15 protein-coding genes and 1 pseudogene are annotated in these 17,751 nt (G+C 64.4%); 8 read left to right on the forward strand and 8 right to left on the reverse strand.

What is annotated here, in order from left to right; genetic code table 11:
* Positions 1-239: 239 nt before the first annotated feature.
* Positions 240-1,013 carry a FadR/GntR family transcriptional regulator gene (locus RA25_RS12670; RefSeq protein WP_029204832.1) on the forward strand — a complete coding sequence of 258 codons (774 nt, stop codon included), beginning with the start codon at positions 240-242 and terminating at the stop codon, positions 1,011-1,013.
* 464 nt (positions 1,014-1,477) lie between these two features.
* On the opposite strand, the gene RA25_RS12675 is transcribed toward RA25_RS12670, so the two are convergent.
* Entirely contained in the window at positions 1,478-2,320 is an 843-nt protein-coding gene (locus RA25_RS12675; RefSeq protein ID WP_039148005.1) for a universal stress protein, read from the reverse strand.
* Between the two features lie 284 nt (positions 2,321-2,604).
* On the opposite strand from RA25_RS12675, the gene RA25_RS12680 reads away from it, so the two are divergent.
* Positions 2,605-3,021 (forward strand): CBS domain-containing protein, encoded by a 417-nt coding sequence (locus RA25_RS12680; protein WP_039148007.1) that lies wholly within the window; start codon positions 2,605-2,607, stop codon positions 3,019-3,021.
* Positions 3,022-3,031: 10 nt separating this feature from the next.
* On the opposite strand, the gene RA25_RS12685 is transcribed toward RA25_RS12680, so the two are convergent.
* From RA25_RS12685 to RA25_RS12710, 7 genes and pseudogenes are all read right to left on the reverse strand, one after another.
* A complete protein-coding gene (locus RA25_RS12685) occupies positions 3,032-3,784 on the reverse strand; it encodes a Crp/Fnr family transcriptional regulator (RefSeq protein ID WP_039172769.1) in 753 nt (250 codons plus the stop codon).
* Positions 3,785-3,976: 192 nt separating this feature from the next.
* Entirely contained in the window at positions 3,977-5,335 is a 1,359-nt protein-coding gene (lpdA, locus tag RA25_RS12690; protein WP_039148012.1) for a dihydrolipoyl dehydrogenase, read from the reverse strand.
* Entirely contained in the window at positions 5,336-6,649 is a 1,314-nt protein-coding gene (locus RA25_RS12695) for a dihydrolipoamide acetyltransferase family protein (RefSeq protein WP_039172772.1), read from the reverse strand.
* 4 nt (positions 6,650-6,653) lie between these two features.
* The gene (locus RA25_RS12700; protein WP_019296398.1) at positions 6,654-7,667 is read right to left on the reverse strand and encodes an alpha-ketoacid dehydrogenase subunit beta; all 1,014 of its coding nucleotides are present in this window, start codon (positions 7,665-7,667) and stop codon (positions 6,654-6,656) included.
* Position 7,668: 1 nt separating this feature from the next.
* The gene (locus RA25_RS12705; protein WP_039172775.1) at positions 7,669-8,904 is read right to left on the reverse strand and encodes a 3-methyl-2-oxobutanoate dehydrogenase (2-methylpropanoyl-transferring) subunit alpha; all 1,236 of its coding nucleotides are present in this window, start codon (positions 8,902-8,904) and stop codon (positions 7,669-7,671) included.
* A 311-nt stretch (positions 8,905-9,215) separates the two neighbouring features.
* A pseudogene (locus tag RA25_RS22415) lies at positions 9,216-9,398 on the reverse strand (transposase); the annotation flags it as partial.
* A 134-nt stretch (positions 9,399-9,532) separates the two neighbouring features.
* Positions 9,533-10,342: a response regulator transcription factor gene (locus RA25_RS12710; protein ID WP_019296400.1), complete on the reverse strand. Its 810-nt coding sequence runs from the start codon at positions 10,340-10,342 to the stop codon at positions 9,533-9,535.
* 120 nt (positions 10,343-10,462) lie between these two features.
* On the opposite strand from RA25_RS12710, the gene RA25_RS12715 reads away from it, so the two are divergent.
* The 6 genes from RA25_RS12715 (at position 10,463) to RA25_RS12740 (ending at position 17,749) form a co-directional block, all read left to right on the forward strand.
* Positions 10,463-11,407, forward strand: a complete 945-nt coding sequence (locus RA25_RS12715) for an ornithine cyclodeaminase family protein (protein WP_275041217.1) — start codon at positions 10,463-10,465, stop codon at positions 11,405-11,407.
* Between the two features lie 16 nt (positions 11,408-11,423).
* Positions 11,424-12,545 (forward strand): aminotransferase, encoded by a 1,122-nt coding sequence (locus tag RA25_RS12720; RefSeq protein ID WP_039172785.1) that lies wholly within the window; start codon positions 11,424-11,426, stop codon positions 12,543-12,545.
* 638 nt (positions 12,546-13,183) lie between these two features.
* Complete coding sequence (locus tag RA25_RS12725; RefSeq protein ID WP_039172788.1) at positions 13,184-13,768, forward strand: ANTAR domain-containing response regulator; 585 nt, start codon at positions 13,184-13,186, stop codon at positions 13,766-13,768.
* Positions 13,765-14,943, forward strand: a complete 1,179-nt coding sequence (locus RA25_RS12730; RefSeq protein WP_039148022.1) for a CmpA/NrtA family ABC transporter substrate-binding protein — start codon at positions 13,765-13,767, stop codon at positions 14,941-14,943. The genes RA25_RS12725 and RA25_RS12730 overlap by 4 nt, the downstream gene beginning before the upstream one ends.
* A gap of 265 nt (positions 14,944-15,208) precedes the next feature.
* Entirely contained in the window at positions 15,209-16,576 is a 1,368-nt protein-coding gene (locus tag RA25_RS12735) for a CmpA/NrtA family ABC transporter substrate-binding protein (protein WP_019296406.1), read from the forward strand.
* Positions 16,577-16,660: 84 nt separating this feature from the next.
* Entirely contained in the window at positions 16,661-17,749 is a 1,089-nt protein-coding gene (locus RA25_RS12740; RefSeq protein ID WP_019296407.1) for an ABC transporter permease, read from the forward strand.
* Positions 17,750-17,751 lie beyond the last annotated feature (2 nt).

The raw sequence follows: 17,751 nt of genomic DNA on the forward strand, positions 1-17,751 counted from the left end.
ACTCAGTCAACAACTTTATTTACCACTGAGCTGACTGTCCGCGGGAACGTGAAGCGTACAAAACCGCATGTTTTTCCGCACTTTGAAGGCAGGTTCAGAAAAGATTGTTTTCTTTCATGCTATTGTATCAACCCCGGATATCCGTATTTCTGGGTACATCAGCTTGCAGTTTTTCGGGGCAGTGGTAAAGTTTCAGAATGACCTCTGTTCCGAGGTTTCCCAGCATCTAAGTGGACGCCATGACCGACATCCGCCCGTTTGACCCCGTTGGACACGAATCAATTGCCGATGCCGTGGTCGAGCAGATTGAGGCGATGATCGTCGACGGCATCCTCAAGGAAGGCCGCAAATTGCCCTCCGAGCGGGAGCTGGCAGAGGCCATGGGGGTGTCGCGCCCCAAGCTGCGCGAGGCACTGCAAACGCTGGAAAGCCGCGGCCTGGTCAATGTCCGCCATGGCGAGGGCACCTTCATCGCGCCGCTCACCGGGCGGGCCATGTCCCCCGCGCTCCTGTCGCTCTACACCCGCCACGGCGGCGCCTTTTACGACTACCTCGAATACCGCCGCGAGCAGGAGGCCTTCGCCAGCCGCCTGGCCGCCACCCGTGCCACAGACTCTGACAAGGCACGACTCGCCGAGATCGTCGCCGATATGCAGACCGCCTGGGAGCAGGACGATCAGGACGCCAGCCAGGAGGCCGACTTCCGATTGCACACCGCAGTGGTCGACGCCAGCCAGAACACCACGCTGATCCACATGATGGCCTCGGTCTACGACCTGACCCGGCAGGGGGTGTTCTACAACCGGGAATTCCTACGCACGATGGATGGCACCGGCGCGGAGCTGCTGAAACAGCACAAAGAGATTGCCCAGGCGATCATCGACGGCAACCCGGACCGCGCCGAGACCGCTGCACGGCGGCATATGGATTTCGTTGAGGAATCCTTCCGTGCCGGCCAGGAGCAGCAAGCCCGCGAGATCCGCGCCGCAAAGCGGCGGCAGCTGACGAGGTAGGTTTCTAGCCTGTGCCGCCAAAGGGCATAGCCGAGCGGCGTCAAGTCAGCTGCAAAGGCGCGGCATACTGACTTCAAAGAAAATTGACGAGCCCTTGAGGGTTGCCATTTTTCACAATAAATCAAAATCTTATGCAAAATCTCTCCAACCATTGGTCACATTTTTTCAATCGTTTACGAACCACACTTCCAACTTTCTTCATCTCAGTGCGAGCCAACAGGCAGCGGCAGTGACTGGTATGCAATTTGGTGAGCTGAAAGGGCTCGATTTCGCCCCGGACGGGACTGCTGGCTCAGGTTGTGCGAATGGACGCTGAACGTATGGGCTCAGCCCGACAGTACCAGAGGTGAACTTCGCCATCACCGGTAAACTCAGCCTGACATCAGCTACCTGACAAGGCCGCTGAAACTGGCCCGGCGCTGCCAGTTGGCGCCGGGTGTCCTGTGCGGTCATTGCGGCCGTGTTCAGCTGGACATCAGCACCGGGATCCGTGCTTCTTGCAGCACGTGCTCGGAGGCATCGCCGAAGATCAGCCGGTGCAGCCTGGAATGGCCGTAGCCGCCCATGATCAAGAGGTCGCATTGCTGGCTGGCCGCCTCCATCAGCAGGCGGAGGCCGGCCGAGTGCTCGCCGTCCGGGATATCGCGCACCTCTGCCGTCACCCCGTGGCGGGACAGCATGCGCGCGATCTCGTGCCCTTCGGTGGAGATATCGGCGGAGGTGTGCGGGTGCTCCTCGATGGTGACGACCTCTGCAAAGGCGGCGGTTTGCAGGAACGGCAGCCCGTCGTGCAGGGCGCGGGCCGCTTCGCGGGAGGGTTTCCAGGCTGCCAGAATCCGGGTGCCGATGGGCTGGTCGCCCCAGTCATCCGGCAGCAGCAGCAGCGGGCGGCCGCTGTTGGCAACTAGATCCTTCTGAAATCCTCTTTGGTCGAACCGTTCCCGCTCCGCGTCCGGGAAAAGGGCCACGGTCAGATCTGAGCGGATGGCGGATTCCCGCAGCTGATCCGCGGCATCCGGCGAGCGGGCGGCCTGCGAGCGCCATTCCGAAAGGCAGCCGGCCTGATCCGCTGCGGCCTTGAACAGCTTTTCGATCTTGCGGTCTTCCTCTGTCACCCGGCTGCTGAAATCCCCGATGGTGATTTCGTCTGCGGCGATGGCAATGCCGGAGTAGGGCACAAAAGCCTCCCGCGTGTGCAGCCCGGTCAGATGGGCATTGAACCGCGCGGCCAGGCCGCAGGCCGCGGGCAGCAGCTGTCTGGCGGCAAACTCTGATGTCAGGCAGGCCAGAATGGTCTTGTAGCTCATGGCGTCTCCTCCCGGTGTGGCGGTCAGGGTGCGGTGTGCACATGCCCGGGCCGCCAGTGAATTATAGCAGGTTCAGCCGCCAGCGCGCTTGACCGTGGTCAAGGGCTGGCGCACGGGGCAGGGGGGTGTTTACCCCGGTTAATGCACCGGCGGCGGCGCTGGCTGAGGCTGGAAGGGTAGCGACTCACCCGGTTTCGGAGGAAACTGAAGGCGGCCCTTGGCGCATTCAGCCGGCAGGCGGCAAGACAGGAGCAGGCCGGGGGCGGTCCAGAAAGGATAGGCCGATGCTTGTACATGAGATCATGACCGTGCCCGCGCGCTTTGCGGCGCCGCAGGACAGTGTCGGCAGCGCGGTGCAGCAGATGCAAAACCTTGGCATCGGGGTGCTGCCGGTGGTCGAGGAGGGCCGGGTGGTGGGCATTCTCACCGACCGGGATCTGGTGCTGGCGCTGGCTGGCCAAGACAGCGCGCTGGACGGGATGCCGGTTGCTGCCGTTATGAGCCCCGGGGCGGTCTGCTGCCGGGCCGAGGACACCGTCGAAGCAGCGGCGGCCCTGATGGGGGACCACCAGATCCGGCGGCTGCCGGTGCTGGATGAGGAGGGGCGGCTGGCGGGGCTGCTGTCGGTCACCGACATTGCCGTACATGCCTCGGAACAGCTGGCGGGTGAAGCGCTGGGGGAAATTGCCGAATACCGCTAGGCGCGGGGGCTTAGCCCAGAACCGGGGTGATCTCGGTTGCCAGCCGGTCAGGGTCGGTGCCTGCAACCTCTGCCAGGGCGGAGAGATTATTGATCCGGATGTCCATGTGATCGGCGGTATCAACAAGCCCGTTTCTGACAAAGCGGCGCAGGGTGCGGCAGACATGCACCGCCGTCAGGCCGGTAAAGTCGCCGATGTGCTGCTGGGTCAGCGGCAGGTGGAACGCGCAATTCTCGGACAAGCCCAGCGGTTTCAGCCGCAGGCACAGTTCAATCAAAGCATAGGCGATACGGCTTTGGGCGCTGCCGCGGCCCAGGCGCAGCATGCGTTCGGACAGCCGGGTGCGTTCGGCGGCCTGGACAATTTCATTTGCCCGCGCCAGCCGCGGCGAGGCCGCCAGCATCGCGTGCCAGGCGGGCAGGGGGATGACGCAGACCAGGGCGTCCGTCACCGCCTCGATGCTGAGGCCGGCTGTTTTTCCGTCCGCGGAGGTTGGATCCGCTGCATCCCCCGGCAACAGGAAATCGATCAGCTGCACCTCGCCGTTCATTGAGGATTTCGAGGTCGCCAGCCAGCCGTCGATTACGATGATGATCTTGCCGCTGTCTTCGCCGTCCTGCAGCAGCAGCCGGTTGGCCGGCACGGTCTGGATGTTCTTGCGGAAGCTGTGCAGCGCGGGGTCGCTGCCGTCAAAATCCATGGCACCGATGCGCAGGCAGGTGACATCGGCGTTCCGGGGCGGGATCGGGCCTTCCTTGGTCACAGAAACGTTTCCTGTCGCAAATGCAGTACGGGTTCCAGTCCGGAGGCCGCTGCGCGCAGGCGGTGGGCTGCGGCGTGCTGGGGCGGGCCGGCGTCACAGTGCAGAAGCGACGTTACGCCCGCAAAGCGATTCTGTCGACGGGACGGGGGCGGTCCTGGGGACGGGGGCGCGGCGTCTGCGCCCCCGCGGGTCTCAGATGTGCAGCGCGTGCCCCAGCGCGCGCAGGCAGGCCTCCTGCAGGCCTTCCGACTGGGTCGGGTGGGCGTGGATGGTCGCGGCGATGTCTTCCAGGCAGGCGCCCATTTCGATGGCCAGCGAAAAGGCGGCCGACAGCTCCGAGACACCGGCGCCAACCGCCTGCAGCCCCAGAACCGCGCGGTCGGCGTCGCGCCAGACAACGCGGATGAAGCCATCTTCGCGCTCTGTCGTCATCGCACGGCCATTGGCGGCAAAGGGAAACTCGGTGCTGCTGCTGCCCTCCACCTCGCCCGGCAGGGCGCCGCAGGTGACAATTTCGGGGTCGGTGAAGCAGACGGCGGGAATGGCGCGCTTGTCCCATTCCACGGCGTAGCCCGCGGCATGTTCGGCCACCATTTCGCCCTGGGCCATGGCGCGGTGCGCCAGCATCGGCTCGCCGGTGACATCGCCGATGGCGTAGATGCCGCGCATCGAGGTCTGGCAGGTCTTGTCGATGCGGATGAAGGGGCCGTTCAGGGTCAGCGCCAGCTCATCGATGCCGATGCCCTCGGTGCGGGGGCGGCGGCCGATGGTCACAAGGACCTTGCCGGCCTCGATCCCGCCCTGGCTGGTGGCCAGAACGCCGCCGACATAGCCTTCGGCGCGGGCGCCGGTCATCACCTTGACGCCCAGGGCCTCCAGCCGTTTGGCGACGGGCCGGGTCAGGGCCGCATCGTAAAGCGGCAGAATGCGGTCCTCGGCCTCGACCACGGTGACCTTGGTGCCGAGCTTGGCAAAGGCTGTGCCCAGCTCCAGCCCGATATAGCCCGCGCCAACGACGGCGAGGGTTTCCGGCACCGCCTGCAGCGACAGCGCCCTGGTTGAGGACAGGATATCGCCGCCAAAGGGCAGGGCGGGCAGTTCCACGGGCGCGGAGCCGGAGGCGATCACGATGCGTTCGGCGCGGATCTGAGTGGTTTCCTCACCGCGTTTCACCGCCACCGTCTTGCCGTCGATGAACCGCGCGCGGCCTTCGACCAGGCGCACGCCGGCCTTGCGCATCAGGCCGCTGACGCCGCCGGTCAGCCGCTTCACGATGCCGTCTTTCCAGGCCATTGTCCGGCTCAGGTCGATCTCAGGCGTGCCTGCGGAAATGCCAAGCGGCCCACCGGTCGCGTGCGCCATCTTGTGGAACTCATCCGCGGCGTGGATCAGCGCCTTGGAGGGGATGCAGCCCACGTTGAGGCAGGTTCCGCCGGGGTTGGCCTCGTCCACCACGATGGTGTCGACGCCCAGCTGGCCCGCGCGGATGGCGCAGACATAGCCGCCGGGGCCCGCGCCGATGATCAGCAATTTGCATTTAAGGTCAGTCATTTAGCCCTCGACAAACAGCATGGCCGGAGTTTCCAGCAGGGATTTCAGTTTCTGCACGAACACCGCCGCGTCCCAGCCGTCGACCACCCGGTGATCGAAGGAGCAGGAGATGTTCATCATCTTGCGGGGGCGGAATTGCTGGCCGTCCCAGACCGGGCGGATCTGCATCTTGTTGACGCCGACGATGGCCACTTCGGGGTGGTTGATGATCGGAGTGGTGGCAATCGCGCCCAGCGGCCCCAGCGAAGTGATGGTGATGGTGCCGCCGGTCAGCTCCTCGCGCTTGATCGAGCCGTCGCGGGCGGCGTCGGCGAGTCGGGCAAGCTCGCCTGCGTTGTCCCACAGGCTGTTTGCCTCCGCATGGTGCAGCACCGGCACGTTGAGGCCCTGAGGCGTCTGGGTGGCGATGCCGATGTGGACGCCGCCGTGGCGGTAGATCACGCCGTCCTCATCATCAAAACGCGCGTTGAGGCCGGGCTGTTCACGCACCGCCTCGACGATGGCGCGCATCAGGAAGGGTAGGAGGGTCAGCTTGGGGCGGCTGCCCTCGTGCTTCTTGTTGAGCGCCGCGCGCAGATCCTCCAGCGCGCCCATCTCCACCTCTTCGACGATGGTGATATGCGGGATGTTGCGTTTGGACAGGGCCATCTTCTCGGCAATCTTGCGGCGCATGCCGATGACGCGCTGCTCCTCGACGCCGGTGTTGCGGCCGCGGGTGACGCTGCCCTGGCGGATGCCGCCGGATTCGATCCAGCTGTCCAGATCCTCATGGCTGATCCGCCCGCCCGGGCCCGTGCCGGGCACATGGCGCAGGTCGACGCCTTCGGAGCGCGCCCGCGCCCGCACGGACGGTGCGGCCAGCGGCTTGGCACCCTCGGGCCGGGGCAGGCGGTGGCCGGGTTTCTTGGCAGCAGCCGGGGCAGGGGCCTTTGCAGGCGCCGGTTGCGGTGCCTCCTCAGCCGCAGGCTGTGCCGCTTCCTCCGGGTCCGGCGTGGGCTGCGGCGCCGGGGCGGCGGGTTTGGCTGTGTCAGAGACAGAGGCAGAGGCAGAGCCGGGCGCCTCGTTGCCCTCTCCCTCGACCTCGATCCGGATCAGCACGGAGCCGATCGCCATCATCTGGCCGATCTCGCCGCCCAGCTCCAGTACCTTGCCGGAAACCGCTGAGGGCACCTCGACCGCGGCCTTGTCCGTCATCACCGCCGCCAGGATATCGTCCTCGCGCACAATATCGCCGGGCTTGACGTGCCATTCTGTCAGTTCCGCCTCGGCAATGCCTTCCCCGACATCGGGAAGGCGCATCGCAAACACACCCATCCGGTCAGCCCTCCATCACTTTTTTCAATGCCTCGCCAACGCGGGCAGGGCCGGGGAAATACTCCCACTCCTGCGCGTGCGGGTAGGGCGTGTCCCAGCCGGTGACGCGGATAATCGGCGCCTCCAGATGGTAAAAACAGCTCTCCTGCACCAGGCTCATCAGCTCGGCGCCGAAGCCCGACGTGCGGGTTGCCTCATGCACGATCACGCAGCGGCCGGTCTTTTCGACGGAGGCCTGGATCGTTTCCAGGTCCAGCGGCAGCAGGGTGCGCAGGTCGATCACCTCGGCGTCGATGCCAGAAGCCTCTGCCGCGGCTTCGGCCACATAGACCATGGTGCCATAGGCTAGAACGGTGACATCCGCGCCTTCGCGGGTGATGCTGGCCTTGCCCAGCGGCACGATCTCCGCACCCTCCGGCACCTCGCCCTTGGGGTGGTTCTTCCAGCTAGTGACCGGGCGGTCATGATAGCCGTCAAACGGCCCGTTATAGAGCCGCTTTGGCTCCAGGAAGATCACCGGATCGGGATCTTCGATGGCGGCCAGCAGCAGCCCCTTGGCGTCGTACGGGTTGGAGGGCACCACCACCTTCAGCCCCGACACATGAGTAAACAGGGCTTCCGGGCTCTGGCTGTGGGTCTGGCCGCCGAAGATACCGCCGCCGGTGGGCATGCGGATCACCAGCGGACAGGTGAAATCGGCGTTGGAGCGGTGCCGCAGCCGCGCTGCCTCAGACACGATCTGGTCATAGGCGGGATAGACGTAGTCGGCGAACTGGATCTCGATTACCGGCTTCAGCCCGTAGGCCGCCATGCCGATGGCGGTGCCAACGATGCCGGATTCGTTGATCGGCGCGTCAAAGCAGCGGGATTTGCCGTATTTCTGCTGCAGGCCCGCGGTGCAGCGGAACACACCGCCGAAAAAACCCACATCCTCGCCGAAGACGACGACGCGGTCGTCTGCCGCCATGGCAACATCATGGGCCTCGCGGATGGCCTCGATCATGGTCATGCTGGCCATCTCAGTACCCCGCCTCCTGGCGCTGCCGGATCAGATGCGGCGGCATGGTTTCATAAACGCCCTCGAACATGTCGCGCGGGCTGGGGGCCTTGCCGCCGCCCAATGTGCCGACGGCCTCAGCCTGTTTCTGGGTGGCGATGACGCCGTCCAGGATTTCCGCCTCGGCCTGTTTGTGGCGGTCCTCGCTCCACTCGCCGATGGTGATGAGGTGTTTCTTCAGCCGCTCTATCGGGTCGCCCAGGGGCCAGGCGGCGGCCTCGCGCTTGGAGCGGTAGGCGGAGGGGTCGTCGCTGGTGGAATGGCCGCCGGCGCGGTAGGTGACATGTTCGATCAGGGTGGGGCCATGCCCCTGGCGCGCCCTTTCACAGGCCCATTTCGCCACCGCGTGCACGGCCAGGTAATCGTTGCCGTCCACCCGGATCGAGGCGATGCCAAAGCCGTGGCCGCGGGCGGCAAAGGTGCCGACGCCGCCGCGGGCAATGCCCTGGAAGGTGGAAATGGCCCATTGGTTGTTGACGATGTTCAGGACCACCGGCGCGTCATAGGTCGAAGCAAAGACCATGGCGGAGTGAAAATCGCTCTCCGCCGTGGAGCCGTCGCCGATCCAGCCGGTGGCGATCTTGGTATCGCCGGAAATCGCCGAGGCCATCGCCCAGCCGACCGACTGCACGAACTGGGTGCCGAGGTTGCCGGAGATCGAGAAGAACCCGTGTTCCTTGGAGGAATACATGATCGGCAGCTGGCGCCCGTGCAGCGGGTCGTCGGCGTTGGAATAGATCTGGTTCATCATGGTCAGCATCGGATAACCACCCGCAATCAGCAGCCCGGCCTGACGGTAGGTCGGGAAGTTCATGTCGCCCGGGCGGAGGGCGCGGGAAAAGGCGCAGGACACGGCTTCTTCGCCCAGGTGCTGCATGTAAAAGCTGGTCTTGCCCTGGCGCTGCGCGTTCAGCATCCGCGCATCGAAGGCGCGCAGGGTCAGCATGTGGCGCAGGCCCTCGCGCAGCTCCTCCGGGCTGAGCGCGCCGGCCCAGTCGCCCACCGCCTCGCCGTCCTTGTTCAGCACGCGGACGATGGAAAACGCCATGTCGCGGATCGAGTCGGGATCCACATCCGTTGGCGGGCGTTTGACTGCCCCGGCGCGCGGAATTTCGAAGTCCGAGAAATCAGGCGTGCTGCCCGGCCTGCAGCCTGGTTCCGGCACATTCAGCGATAGCGGCGGGAAGTCATCACTCATGCGGTTTCCTTCTTGTCTGGGCGTGTTCAGGCGGCGCGCGGTTTGCTTTCAGACGCGCGGCCTGTCTTTCCAGCTTAGCAAAACCGGTTGGTTGAAAAGCCTCAAATTTGGGGACGGTGCGGTAAATTTTAGAGAAAAAGCAACGGATTGAGAGAAATATTGGTGGTTTCCGCTATGAATTCAAAAGGTGGAGAGGCTTGCCGCTCCGCGGGGCAAGGGGTGAAACAAGGCCGGCAGAAGTTTGTACGAAGCAGAATATTCATCGTGACCCAGCCGCCTGGAAGCGCGTTAGGCCCTGGTCTCATAGAACTTCAAAGCCAGCAGAGGGCGAGGACGGCAAGAGCGATAGCTGACAGGAAGGCTTTTGGGCATCTGCCGTAATGCGTTGCGACCCGCCACCAGTCCTTCAGCCCTGCGTGCATAATCTCAATGCGGTTGCGACGTTTGTCGTATCTGATGGCTCTCTTGCGCTGTTTCCGGCCGGGGATGCAGCGCGTATCCCTTTGCCACTTTGCCTGACCTGAAGAGATCGCGCGTAGCGTAAGACTGTTAGGCAAGACACTCAAAATCATCGTCATTGGCATCACGGTGTAAGCTGGTGTCTCAGAACTTGAGAAGAATGCCGCTGCTAACGCGCCTTGCTCTGCCATTGCAGGAAGGCATTGAACAGCTGCTGCTGGGTGCTGATGCCCAGTTTGGCATAGGCGTTCTTGCGGTGGGTCTTGACCGTCGGCAGGGCAATCCCGAGGGTCAGGCTGATCGACAGGCTGGAATGGCCCTTGAGGATCATCTGCACGATCTCCGCCTCCCGCGGGGAGAGGATGGTGCGGGCAAAGTCCTGCAGCGTCCGCTCTGGTTTGGCTGCGCTGAGATCCGGGGCCTGCCGGGACCAGAGCCGGGCGAATGCTGCCCCGAACAGCGGCAGGAAGGGGCGCAGCCGGTCCAGCAGATCATCGGGAAAACCGCCGTCTGCCGCAGGACGGGCAAAGCTGACTTCGCCCATGGCTCCGCCGGGCAGTTCTGTCAGCAGGGTGAGTTCCACCAGCCCTGCGGGCCAGCCGGGGGTGCGGTAGCCGATTTCCTCGGCGTCCTCGACCAGAATGCCCGGGGTCTCCGGCGCCGGGTTCCAATTGTCGGGTGCCAGGTCCGCCATCCTGTAAAGCCCCGGCTGCAGCCCGTCGAGCAGCGCGTTATAGACCGGGTTCAGCAAGTAGGTGCTGTTCACATAGAGCTGCACTGCGTCCTTGGCGGCGCCTTGCGGGTAGCTGTCATCCAGGTAGTGCGGGCGCTGGCCGGGGCGGTTCACAACACAAAAGGCAGCAGTGAAGGGCAAAAGCGGGCGGGCGGCGGCGATCAGCCCGGCCGCGCCGCGCTGGCCGCTGATGACGCTGGCCAGCGCGCTGTTCGCAGCCGCAATGTCAGTGCCTTGAAATTCCACATGATCCTCCCGGTTGATCCGCCATAGCACGCGGCAGGGGGGCGTGCATCATCCTTGGGGATGATGGCGGCGGGGCAGGCGCGCGCGCTACCCTTCGGGCAAAGAAGGAATATGCCGATGATGAAAACCCCGATTGTGTTGGATGCCGAAGCCGTGGCGCAGCTGCTGCCGCAGGTCGATGTGCTGCAGGAAATGCGCGCGCTTTTTGCAGACCTGGGCCTTGGTCAGGCGGTGCAACCTGCACAGACATTGACGCTGTTTCCGGAAGGGCAGGGGGATTTCATCACCTATCTGGGGGCGGCTGCCGGGGCAGGCACCTTTGGCGCCAAGCTGTCGCCTTATCTGCCGCGCGCGGGCGGGCCGGTTATCACCGCCTGGACCGTGCTGATGTCGATGGAGACGGGCCAGCCGCTGATGCTGTGCGACTCCGGCCGTTTGACCACCGAACGCACCGCGGCCACCACGGCGCTGGCGGTGGATCTGCTGGCAGGCGAGGGGGCTGCGCGGGTGGCCGTGATCGGCTCCGGCGCGGTGGCGCAGGCGCATTGGCGGCATGTGCAGGGTCTGCGCGATTGGCAGGAGGTGCGGGTCTATTCGCCCGGCCTGGGTGCGGATGCGGGCAAGCAGGCCGCGTGGCGCGGGATCTGCCCGGAGGCAGAGTTTGCCGCCAGTGCGGAAGAGGCCGCGCGGGGGGCGGATGTGGTGATGCTCTGCACCTCTTCGGGGACACCGGTTCTGGATGCAGCCGTGGTGGCGCCCGGCGCGCTGGTCACCTCGATCAGCACCAATGCGGCAGAGGCGCATGAGATTGCGCCTGCCTTCCTGGCCTCGGCGCAGGTCTATTGCGACTACCGCGAGACCACGCCGGCAAGCGCCGGGGAGATGGTGCTGGCCGCGCGGGATCATGGCTGGAGCGCGGATCAGCTTCGGGGTGATCTCGCGGGGCTTGCTGCCGGAACCTGCGAAGGGCCTGAAGTCGGCCGGTTGGTATTCTTCCGCTCCATCGGGCTGGGGCTGGAGGATATCGCCGTGGCCAACGCTATCTACCGCGCCGCCAGCGCTTGAGAGACAGGAGAGAGACATGCATATCGAACCTTTCGGTGTCGAAATCTGGATGAACGAGTGGGAGACCAAATGCGAATGGAACCTCGCCGAGACTTGTGTTGAAAGCCTGACCATCGAGGAGCTGCTGCAGCTGGCCGGGAAAAACTCTGCCGATCTGTCAGAGCTTCTGGGCATGAAGATGACTTATGGCGCGATCGATGGCTCGGACCGGCTGCGCAGTGCCATTGCGGCTCTGTATCAGGGACAAGGCCCGGAAAATGTGATCGTCACCCATGGCACCATCGGCGCCAACATGCTGGTGCACAAAGCGCTGGTCGAGCGTGGCGACCGCGTGGTGGCGGTGGTGCCAACCTATCAGCAGCATTACTCGATCCCGGCCAGCATTGGTGCGGATGTGCATCAGCTGCGCCTGCGGGAGGAGAACGGGTTTCTGCCTGACTTGGACGAGCTGCGGGCACAGGTGACGCCGGGGACGAAGCTGATTGCCATCAACAATCCCAACAACCCGACCGGCGCGCTGATGGACCGGGCGATGCTGGAGGAGATCGCCGCCATTGCCCGCGAGGCGGGTGCCTGGATCCTGTGCGACGAGGTTTACCGCGGCACCGATCAGGAAGGGGACGGGATGACTGCCTCGATCGCGGATATCTATGAAAAGGGGATTTCCACCGCCGGCATGTCCAAGGCCTATTCACTGGCCGGGTTGCGGCTGGGCTGGATCGCCGGGCCGAGGGAGGTGATTGAGGCGGTGGCCATTCACCGCGATTACGACACCATCTCGGTGGGCATGATCGACGATCACTTTGCCGCGCTGGCGCTGGAAAACCGCGAACAGGTGCTGGCGCGCAGCCAGCGGATCACCCGCGGCAATCTGGAGATTCTGTCCGACTGGGTGGATCAGGAGCCGAAGATCTCCTGGGTGAAGCCGCGCTCGGGTACCACCGCGCTGCTGAGGTTCGATCTTCCGATGACTTCGCGGGAGTTCTGCGTGGCACTGCTGAAGGAGAAAGGGGTGATGTTCACGCCGGGGTCGGCCCTGGGCATGGAGGGCTATGTGCGCATCGGCTATGCCAATGGGCCGGAAGTCCTGAAGCAGGGGCTGGGCCTTGTGTCCGGTTTTTTGGCAGCACAGTGGTAGTCAAGAGGATGCGCGGCGGCTGAACGCCGCCGGCCCGCTGTCTGTTTGAGGCAGTGTATTATTGCGTTGCTTGGCGCAAACAAGGCTCTGAGCCTTCATCTCAAGATCCTCATTGGCCTTGCCAGGCTTCTGTGAAGCCTGCTTTCCTAGCCTGTTCTGGGGTTCGGGCAAGCCAAACGCCACTGAGACAGATTGCCAGGGGATTTGATCTTGCCAGATCATAGGAGGCGCTGCCGTCACGACGTTCACCAGGCGCCAATCGCGTGGTCCGGGACCACATGTCAGCTGGGAAGGCCGCTGGCGGAATGCCGCGTCAGAAGCCCCTCAGCGCCTTCAGCGCGGTGAGGTCCAGCCTGGCCCGGAACGGAACCGGGGCTTGATGGGCAAGATCGGGTCCTTCCAGATATTCGCAGAACTTGCAGACATGTGCCTGCACATGTCTGCTGCAGGCACATGTCACACATTGCAAACTTCGGACAGCCTCCAAGCAGCCCGCTTCAGGGAAGTCGCCAGCGTGTTTTCTCCATGCCAAATGTTCTGGCAGCCCGCTCAAAAATGCGGCGCAACCACGTTGTCTGAAAATCAGCCCGGCTCCGCGGTCTTTACAGCCCTCCGGCATTCTCATCACGCTCTGCCGCATGCCCGATACCCTGTCCATTGTTGTCGTCGAAGCCGACCGCAAACGCGCCTTCCTGATTGTAGAGGGGCTGCGGGTTGCCGGGGAATTCGACATTGAGGTCATTTCGAGCCCTTCGGGCCTGGCCCGTCAGATTCAGATGCGTGACCCGGATGTCGTGCTGATAGATATTGCAGATCCCTCGCGAGACGCGCTCGAGGAACTGACGCTGGCCTCCGGCCCCAAGGACCGGCCAGTGGCGATTTTCGCCGACCGCAGCGCGGACGGGCTGTCTGCTGCTGCGGTGGAGGCGGGGGTTTCGGCCTATGTGGTTGACGGTTTGCAGCCCGCCCGGCTGAAACCGGTTCTGGATGCTGCAATTGCCCGCTTCCGGCTGTTTCAGCGGATGCGCACGGAGCTTGCCGAGACCAAGCGGGCGCTGGAAGAGCGCAAGGTGATCGACCGTGCCAAGGGGATGGTAATGAAAGCCCGGGGCGTTGGCGAGGATGAAGCCTATGCGCTGCTGCGCAAGGCGGCGATGGATCAGAACAAGCGTGTGGCCGAGGTGGCGCAGGCGCTGGTCACGGCGGCGGGGCTGCTGGCATGAGCGTGACGAGGATCCCGGCCGGTTATGTCCCGCTGACCGATGCGGCGCCGCTGATTGCGGCGCAGGAAATGGGGTTTGCTGCCGAGGAGAAACTGGCGCTGGACCTGCACCGCGCGCCCTCCTGGTCGTCGCTGCGGGACATGCTGGCCTTTGGACAGGTGGACGCGGCCCAGATGCTGGCGCCGGTGCCGGTTGCGGCGGCGCTTGGCCTGGGCGGCGCCAGCGCGCCTTTGTCGGTGCTGTCGGTGCTGTCCGTCAACGGCACGGTGATCGGGGTCAGCAGCAGCCTGGCCCGCAGACTGGCTGATACTGGGCATGGGTTTTCCTTTGACGATGCCCTGTCTGCTGGACAGGCGCTGATCGTTGCGGGCGGCCCGGAGTTGCGGATCGGCGTCCCGTTTCCATTTTCCATGCACGCTGAACTGCTGAACTATTGGCTGAAGGGGCTGGGGGCGGACACGCCCCCGGACATCGGCATCCGCACGGTGCCGCCGCCGCAGATGGTGGAGGCCATCCGCCGCGGCGAAATCGACGCTTTCTGCGTTGGCGAGCCCTGGGGGTCGATGGCGGTGGAGCAGGGGGCCGGCGCGCTGCTGCTGCCGGGCCGGGCGATCTGGTCTTTTGCTCCGGAGAAGGTGCTGGCCGTGCGCAGTGCCTGGGCAGACGCGGAGCCCGGCCTGGCCAACCGCCTGATCCGGGCGCTGTGGCGGGCAGGGCGCTGGCTGGCCGATCCGGCCTCGCGCGGGCTGGCGGCGGAAATCCTGTCCGCGCGGCGATACCTGGATCTGCCCGCTGAAATCATCGAGCGCGCGCTGTCTGGGACGTTCACGGTGACGCCGCAGGGGCTGCAGCGCGAAGCGCCCGGTTTTATCGGTTTTCACGAGGGAGCGGCGGGGTTTCCCTGGCGCACCCAGGCACAGTGGATTGCCCTGCAACTGGCCCAGCGGAACGGATTGGACCAGCAGACGGCGCTGGAAACCGCGGGAGCCGTTTTCCGCAGCGATCTGTACCGTGCCGCCCTGCGGGGCACTGGCGCGGAATTGCCGGGCGCCGCCTCGAAACCGGAGGGCGATTTTGGCGCGCCGCGGACGGCTGGCAGAGAATCGGAACCTGCCGGCCTGCTGCAGAACCGGTTTTTTGATGGCCGCGTTTTTGATCCCCTGATCGCGGACTGATGAAAATACAGGCAGCTTGCCGCGCCGCAGCGCTGCAACGCAGAATTTCTTGCTGCGAGAGCAAAGAAACCTTTGGCGCAGGCCGGGCCTTGCGGCAATCTGAGGTCAGGCAGGCAACGGAGCCTGACTGAGAATTTTCCCGAAGACCGGGGTTCACTGAGCAAAGCCGCTCGACCCACCGCCACTCCTTCCGGCGGTGCGTGTCAGCGGCTTTTTCTGTTCCGGCGACTGCCGCCGGACGCAGCTAGGAAAAGGAACCAACCCGATGAAGACACTCATCATGGCGCTTGCGGCCTCAACTGCACTGACCGGACCGGCTTTGGCCGCCACCCTGGATTTGGAAAAGGACGTGCTGACCTTCGGCTTCATCAAGCTGACCGATATGGCGCCGCTGGCGGTGGCCTATGAACAGGGCTTCTTTGATGACGAGGGGCTGTTTGTCACGCTGGAAGCGCAGGCGAACTGGAAGGTTCTGCTGGATGGCGTAATCAGCGGCACGCTGGACGGCGCCCATATGCTGGCAGGCCAGCCGCTGGCCGCGACCATCGGCTATGGCACCGAGGCGCATATCGTCACGCCGTTTTCCATGGACCTGAACGGCAACGGCATCACGCTGTCCAACGAAGTGTGGGAGATGATGAAGCCGAACCTGCCCACGGACGCGGACGGCAGGATCGCGCATCCGGTCTCCGCCTCCTACCTGAAGCCGGTGATTGAGGATTTCAACGCCAAGGGCAAGCCGTTCAACATGGGCATGGTGTTCCCGGTTTCCACCCATAATTATGAGCTGCGCTATTGGCTGGCGGCGGGCGGCATCAACCCCGGCTATTACTCGCCCGAGAACGTGACCGGGCAGATCGGGGCAGAGGCGTTCCTGTCGGTGACCCCGCCGCCGCAGATGCCCGCGACGCTGGAGGCCGGCACGATCTCCGGCTACTGCGTCGGCGAGCCGTGGAACCAGCAGGCGGTGTTCAAGGGCATTGGGGTGCCGGTGATCACCGATTACGAGCTGTGGAAGAACAACCCGGAAAAGGTGTTCGGCATCACCGCGGAATTTGCCGAGGAAAACCCGAACACCATGCTGGCGGTGGTCAAGGCGCTGATCCGCGCGGCCCAGTGGCTGGATGAAAACGAAAACGCCAACCGCCCGGAAGCGGTGGAGATCCTGTCGCGCCCCGAGTACGTCGGCGCCGATTACGAGGTGATTGCCAATTCGATGACCGGTACCTTTGAATACGAGAAGGGCGACAAGCGCGACGTCCCGGATTTCAACGTGTTCTTCCGCTACAACGCCACCTACCCGTTTTATTCGGACGCGGTCTGGTACCTGACCCAGATGCGCCGCTGGGGGCAGATTGCCGAACCCAAGCCGGACAGCTGGTATGACGAGGTTGCCCGCTCTGTCTACAAGCCGGAGATCTATCTGGAAGCCGCGAAAATGCTGGTGGATGAAGGGCTTGCCAGCCCGGAGGATTTCCCCTGGGACAGTGACGGCTACAAGGCCCCGACGCCCGCAGAGGACATCATCGACGGCATTCCCTTCGATGGCAAAACACCCAACGCCTATATCGACAGCCTGCCGCTCGGACTGAAGTCCGGCCAGACCGTCGTTGGCAGCGCCATTCAGGGCTGACCCCGGACAGGAGGGCAGGGGGGCGGTGCGCCCGCAAGAGCGGGCGGCCTTCCCCTCCCTCAGCATTTCCCAGAGGACGACACCATGACGATCGCCGACCCCGACACTCTGAACCCCGCCAGTGAACAAAAGGAGGCCCGCCGCGCCCGGCTGTTCACCCGCATCAGCAAGATGGACGCCTGGTTCCAGGTTTTTGGCCTGGCCTGGGTGACGCCGGTGCTGAAAGCCGCCTCCGGGGACAATCCCAGGGCGCAGATCAGGGAAATCTGGCGCTTGCTGGCGGTTCCCGTCATCGCCATTGCCGCCTTCCTGATGCTGTGGGCCGTGCTGGCGCCCAAGGTGCAGACCTCACTGGGCGCCATCCCCGGGCCCGCTGCTGTGTGGAGCGAAGCGGTGAACCTGCATCAGGATGCGCAGGCCAAGGCCGCCAAGGAGCGCGCCCATTACGAGAAGGTGGAGGCCCGCAACCAGCGCTTCATCGACCGCGGCCAGCCGGAGCGGGTGAAAGACATCCCCTTTACCGGCGCGCCGTCTTATTACCGGCAGATCGGGACCTCGATCCTGACCGTTTTCTTCGGGTTCCTGATTGCTGCCGCCGTGGCGATCCCGCTGGGCATCCTGGCCGGGCTTTCACCGGCTGCAAACGCGGCCATCAATCCGCTGGTGCAGATTTTCAAACCGGTGTCGCCGCTGGCCTGGCTGCCGATCGTGACCATGGTGGTTTCGGCGCTTTATGCCAGCAACGACGGGCTGTTCTCCAAGTCATTCCTCGTTTCCGCAGTCACCGTGACCCTGTGCTCGCTGTGGCCGACGCTGATCAATACCGCGCTGGGGGTGGCCTCCATCGACAAGGACCTGGTGAATGTCTCCAAGGTCCTGAAAATGAACACCTGGACCAAGATCACCAAGCTGGTGCTGCCCTCGGCACTGCCGCTGATCTTCACCGGGCTGCGGCTGTCGCTGGGGGTCGGCTGGATGGTGCTGATCGCGGCGGAGATGCTGGCGCAGAACCCGGGCCTTGGCAAATTCGTCTGGGACGAATTCCAGAACGGCTCCAGCCAGTCGCTGGCCCGGATCATTGTTGCGGTGCTGACCATCGGTATCATCGGCTTCCTCTTGGACCGGGTGATGTACGCGCTGCAGTCGCTCTTTACCTTCACGAACAACCGGTGAGC

Source organism: Leisingera sp. ANG-S5, assembly GCF_000813925.1.
GTDB lineage: Bacteria > Pseudomonadota > Alphaproteobacteria > Rhodobacterales > Rhodobacteraceae > Leisingera.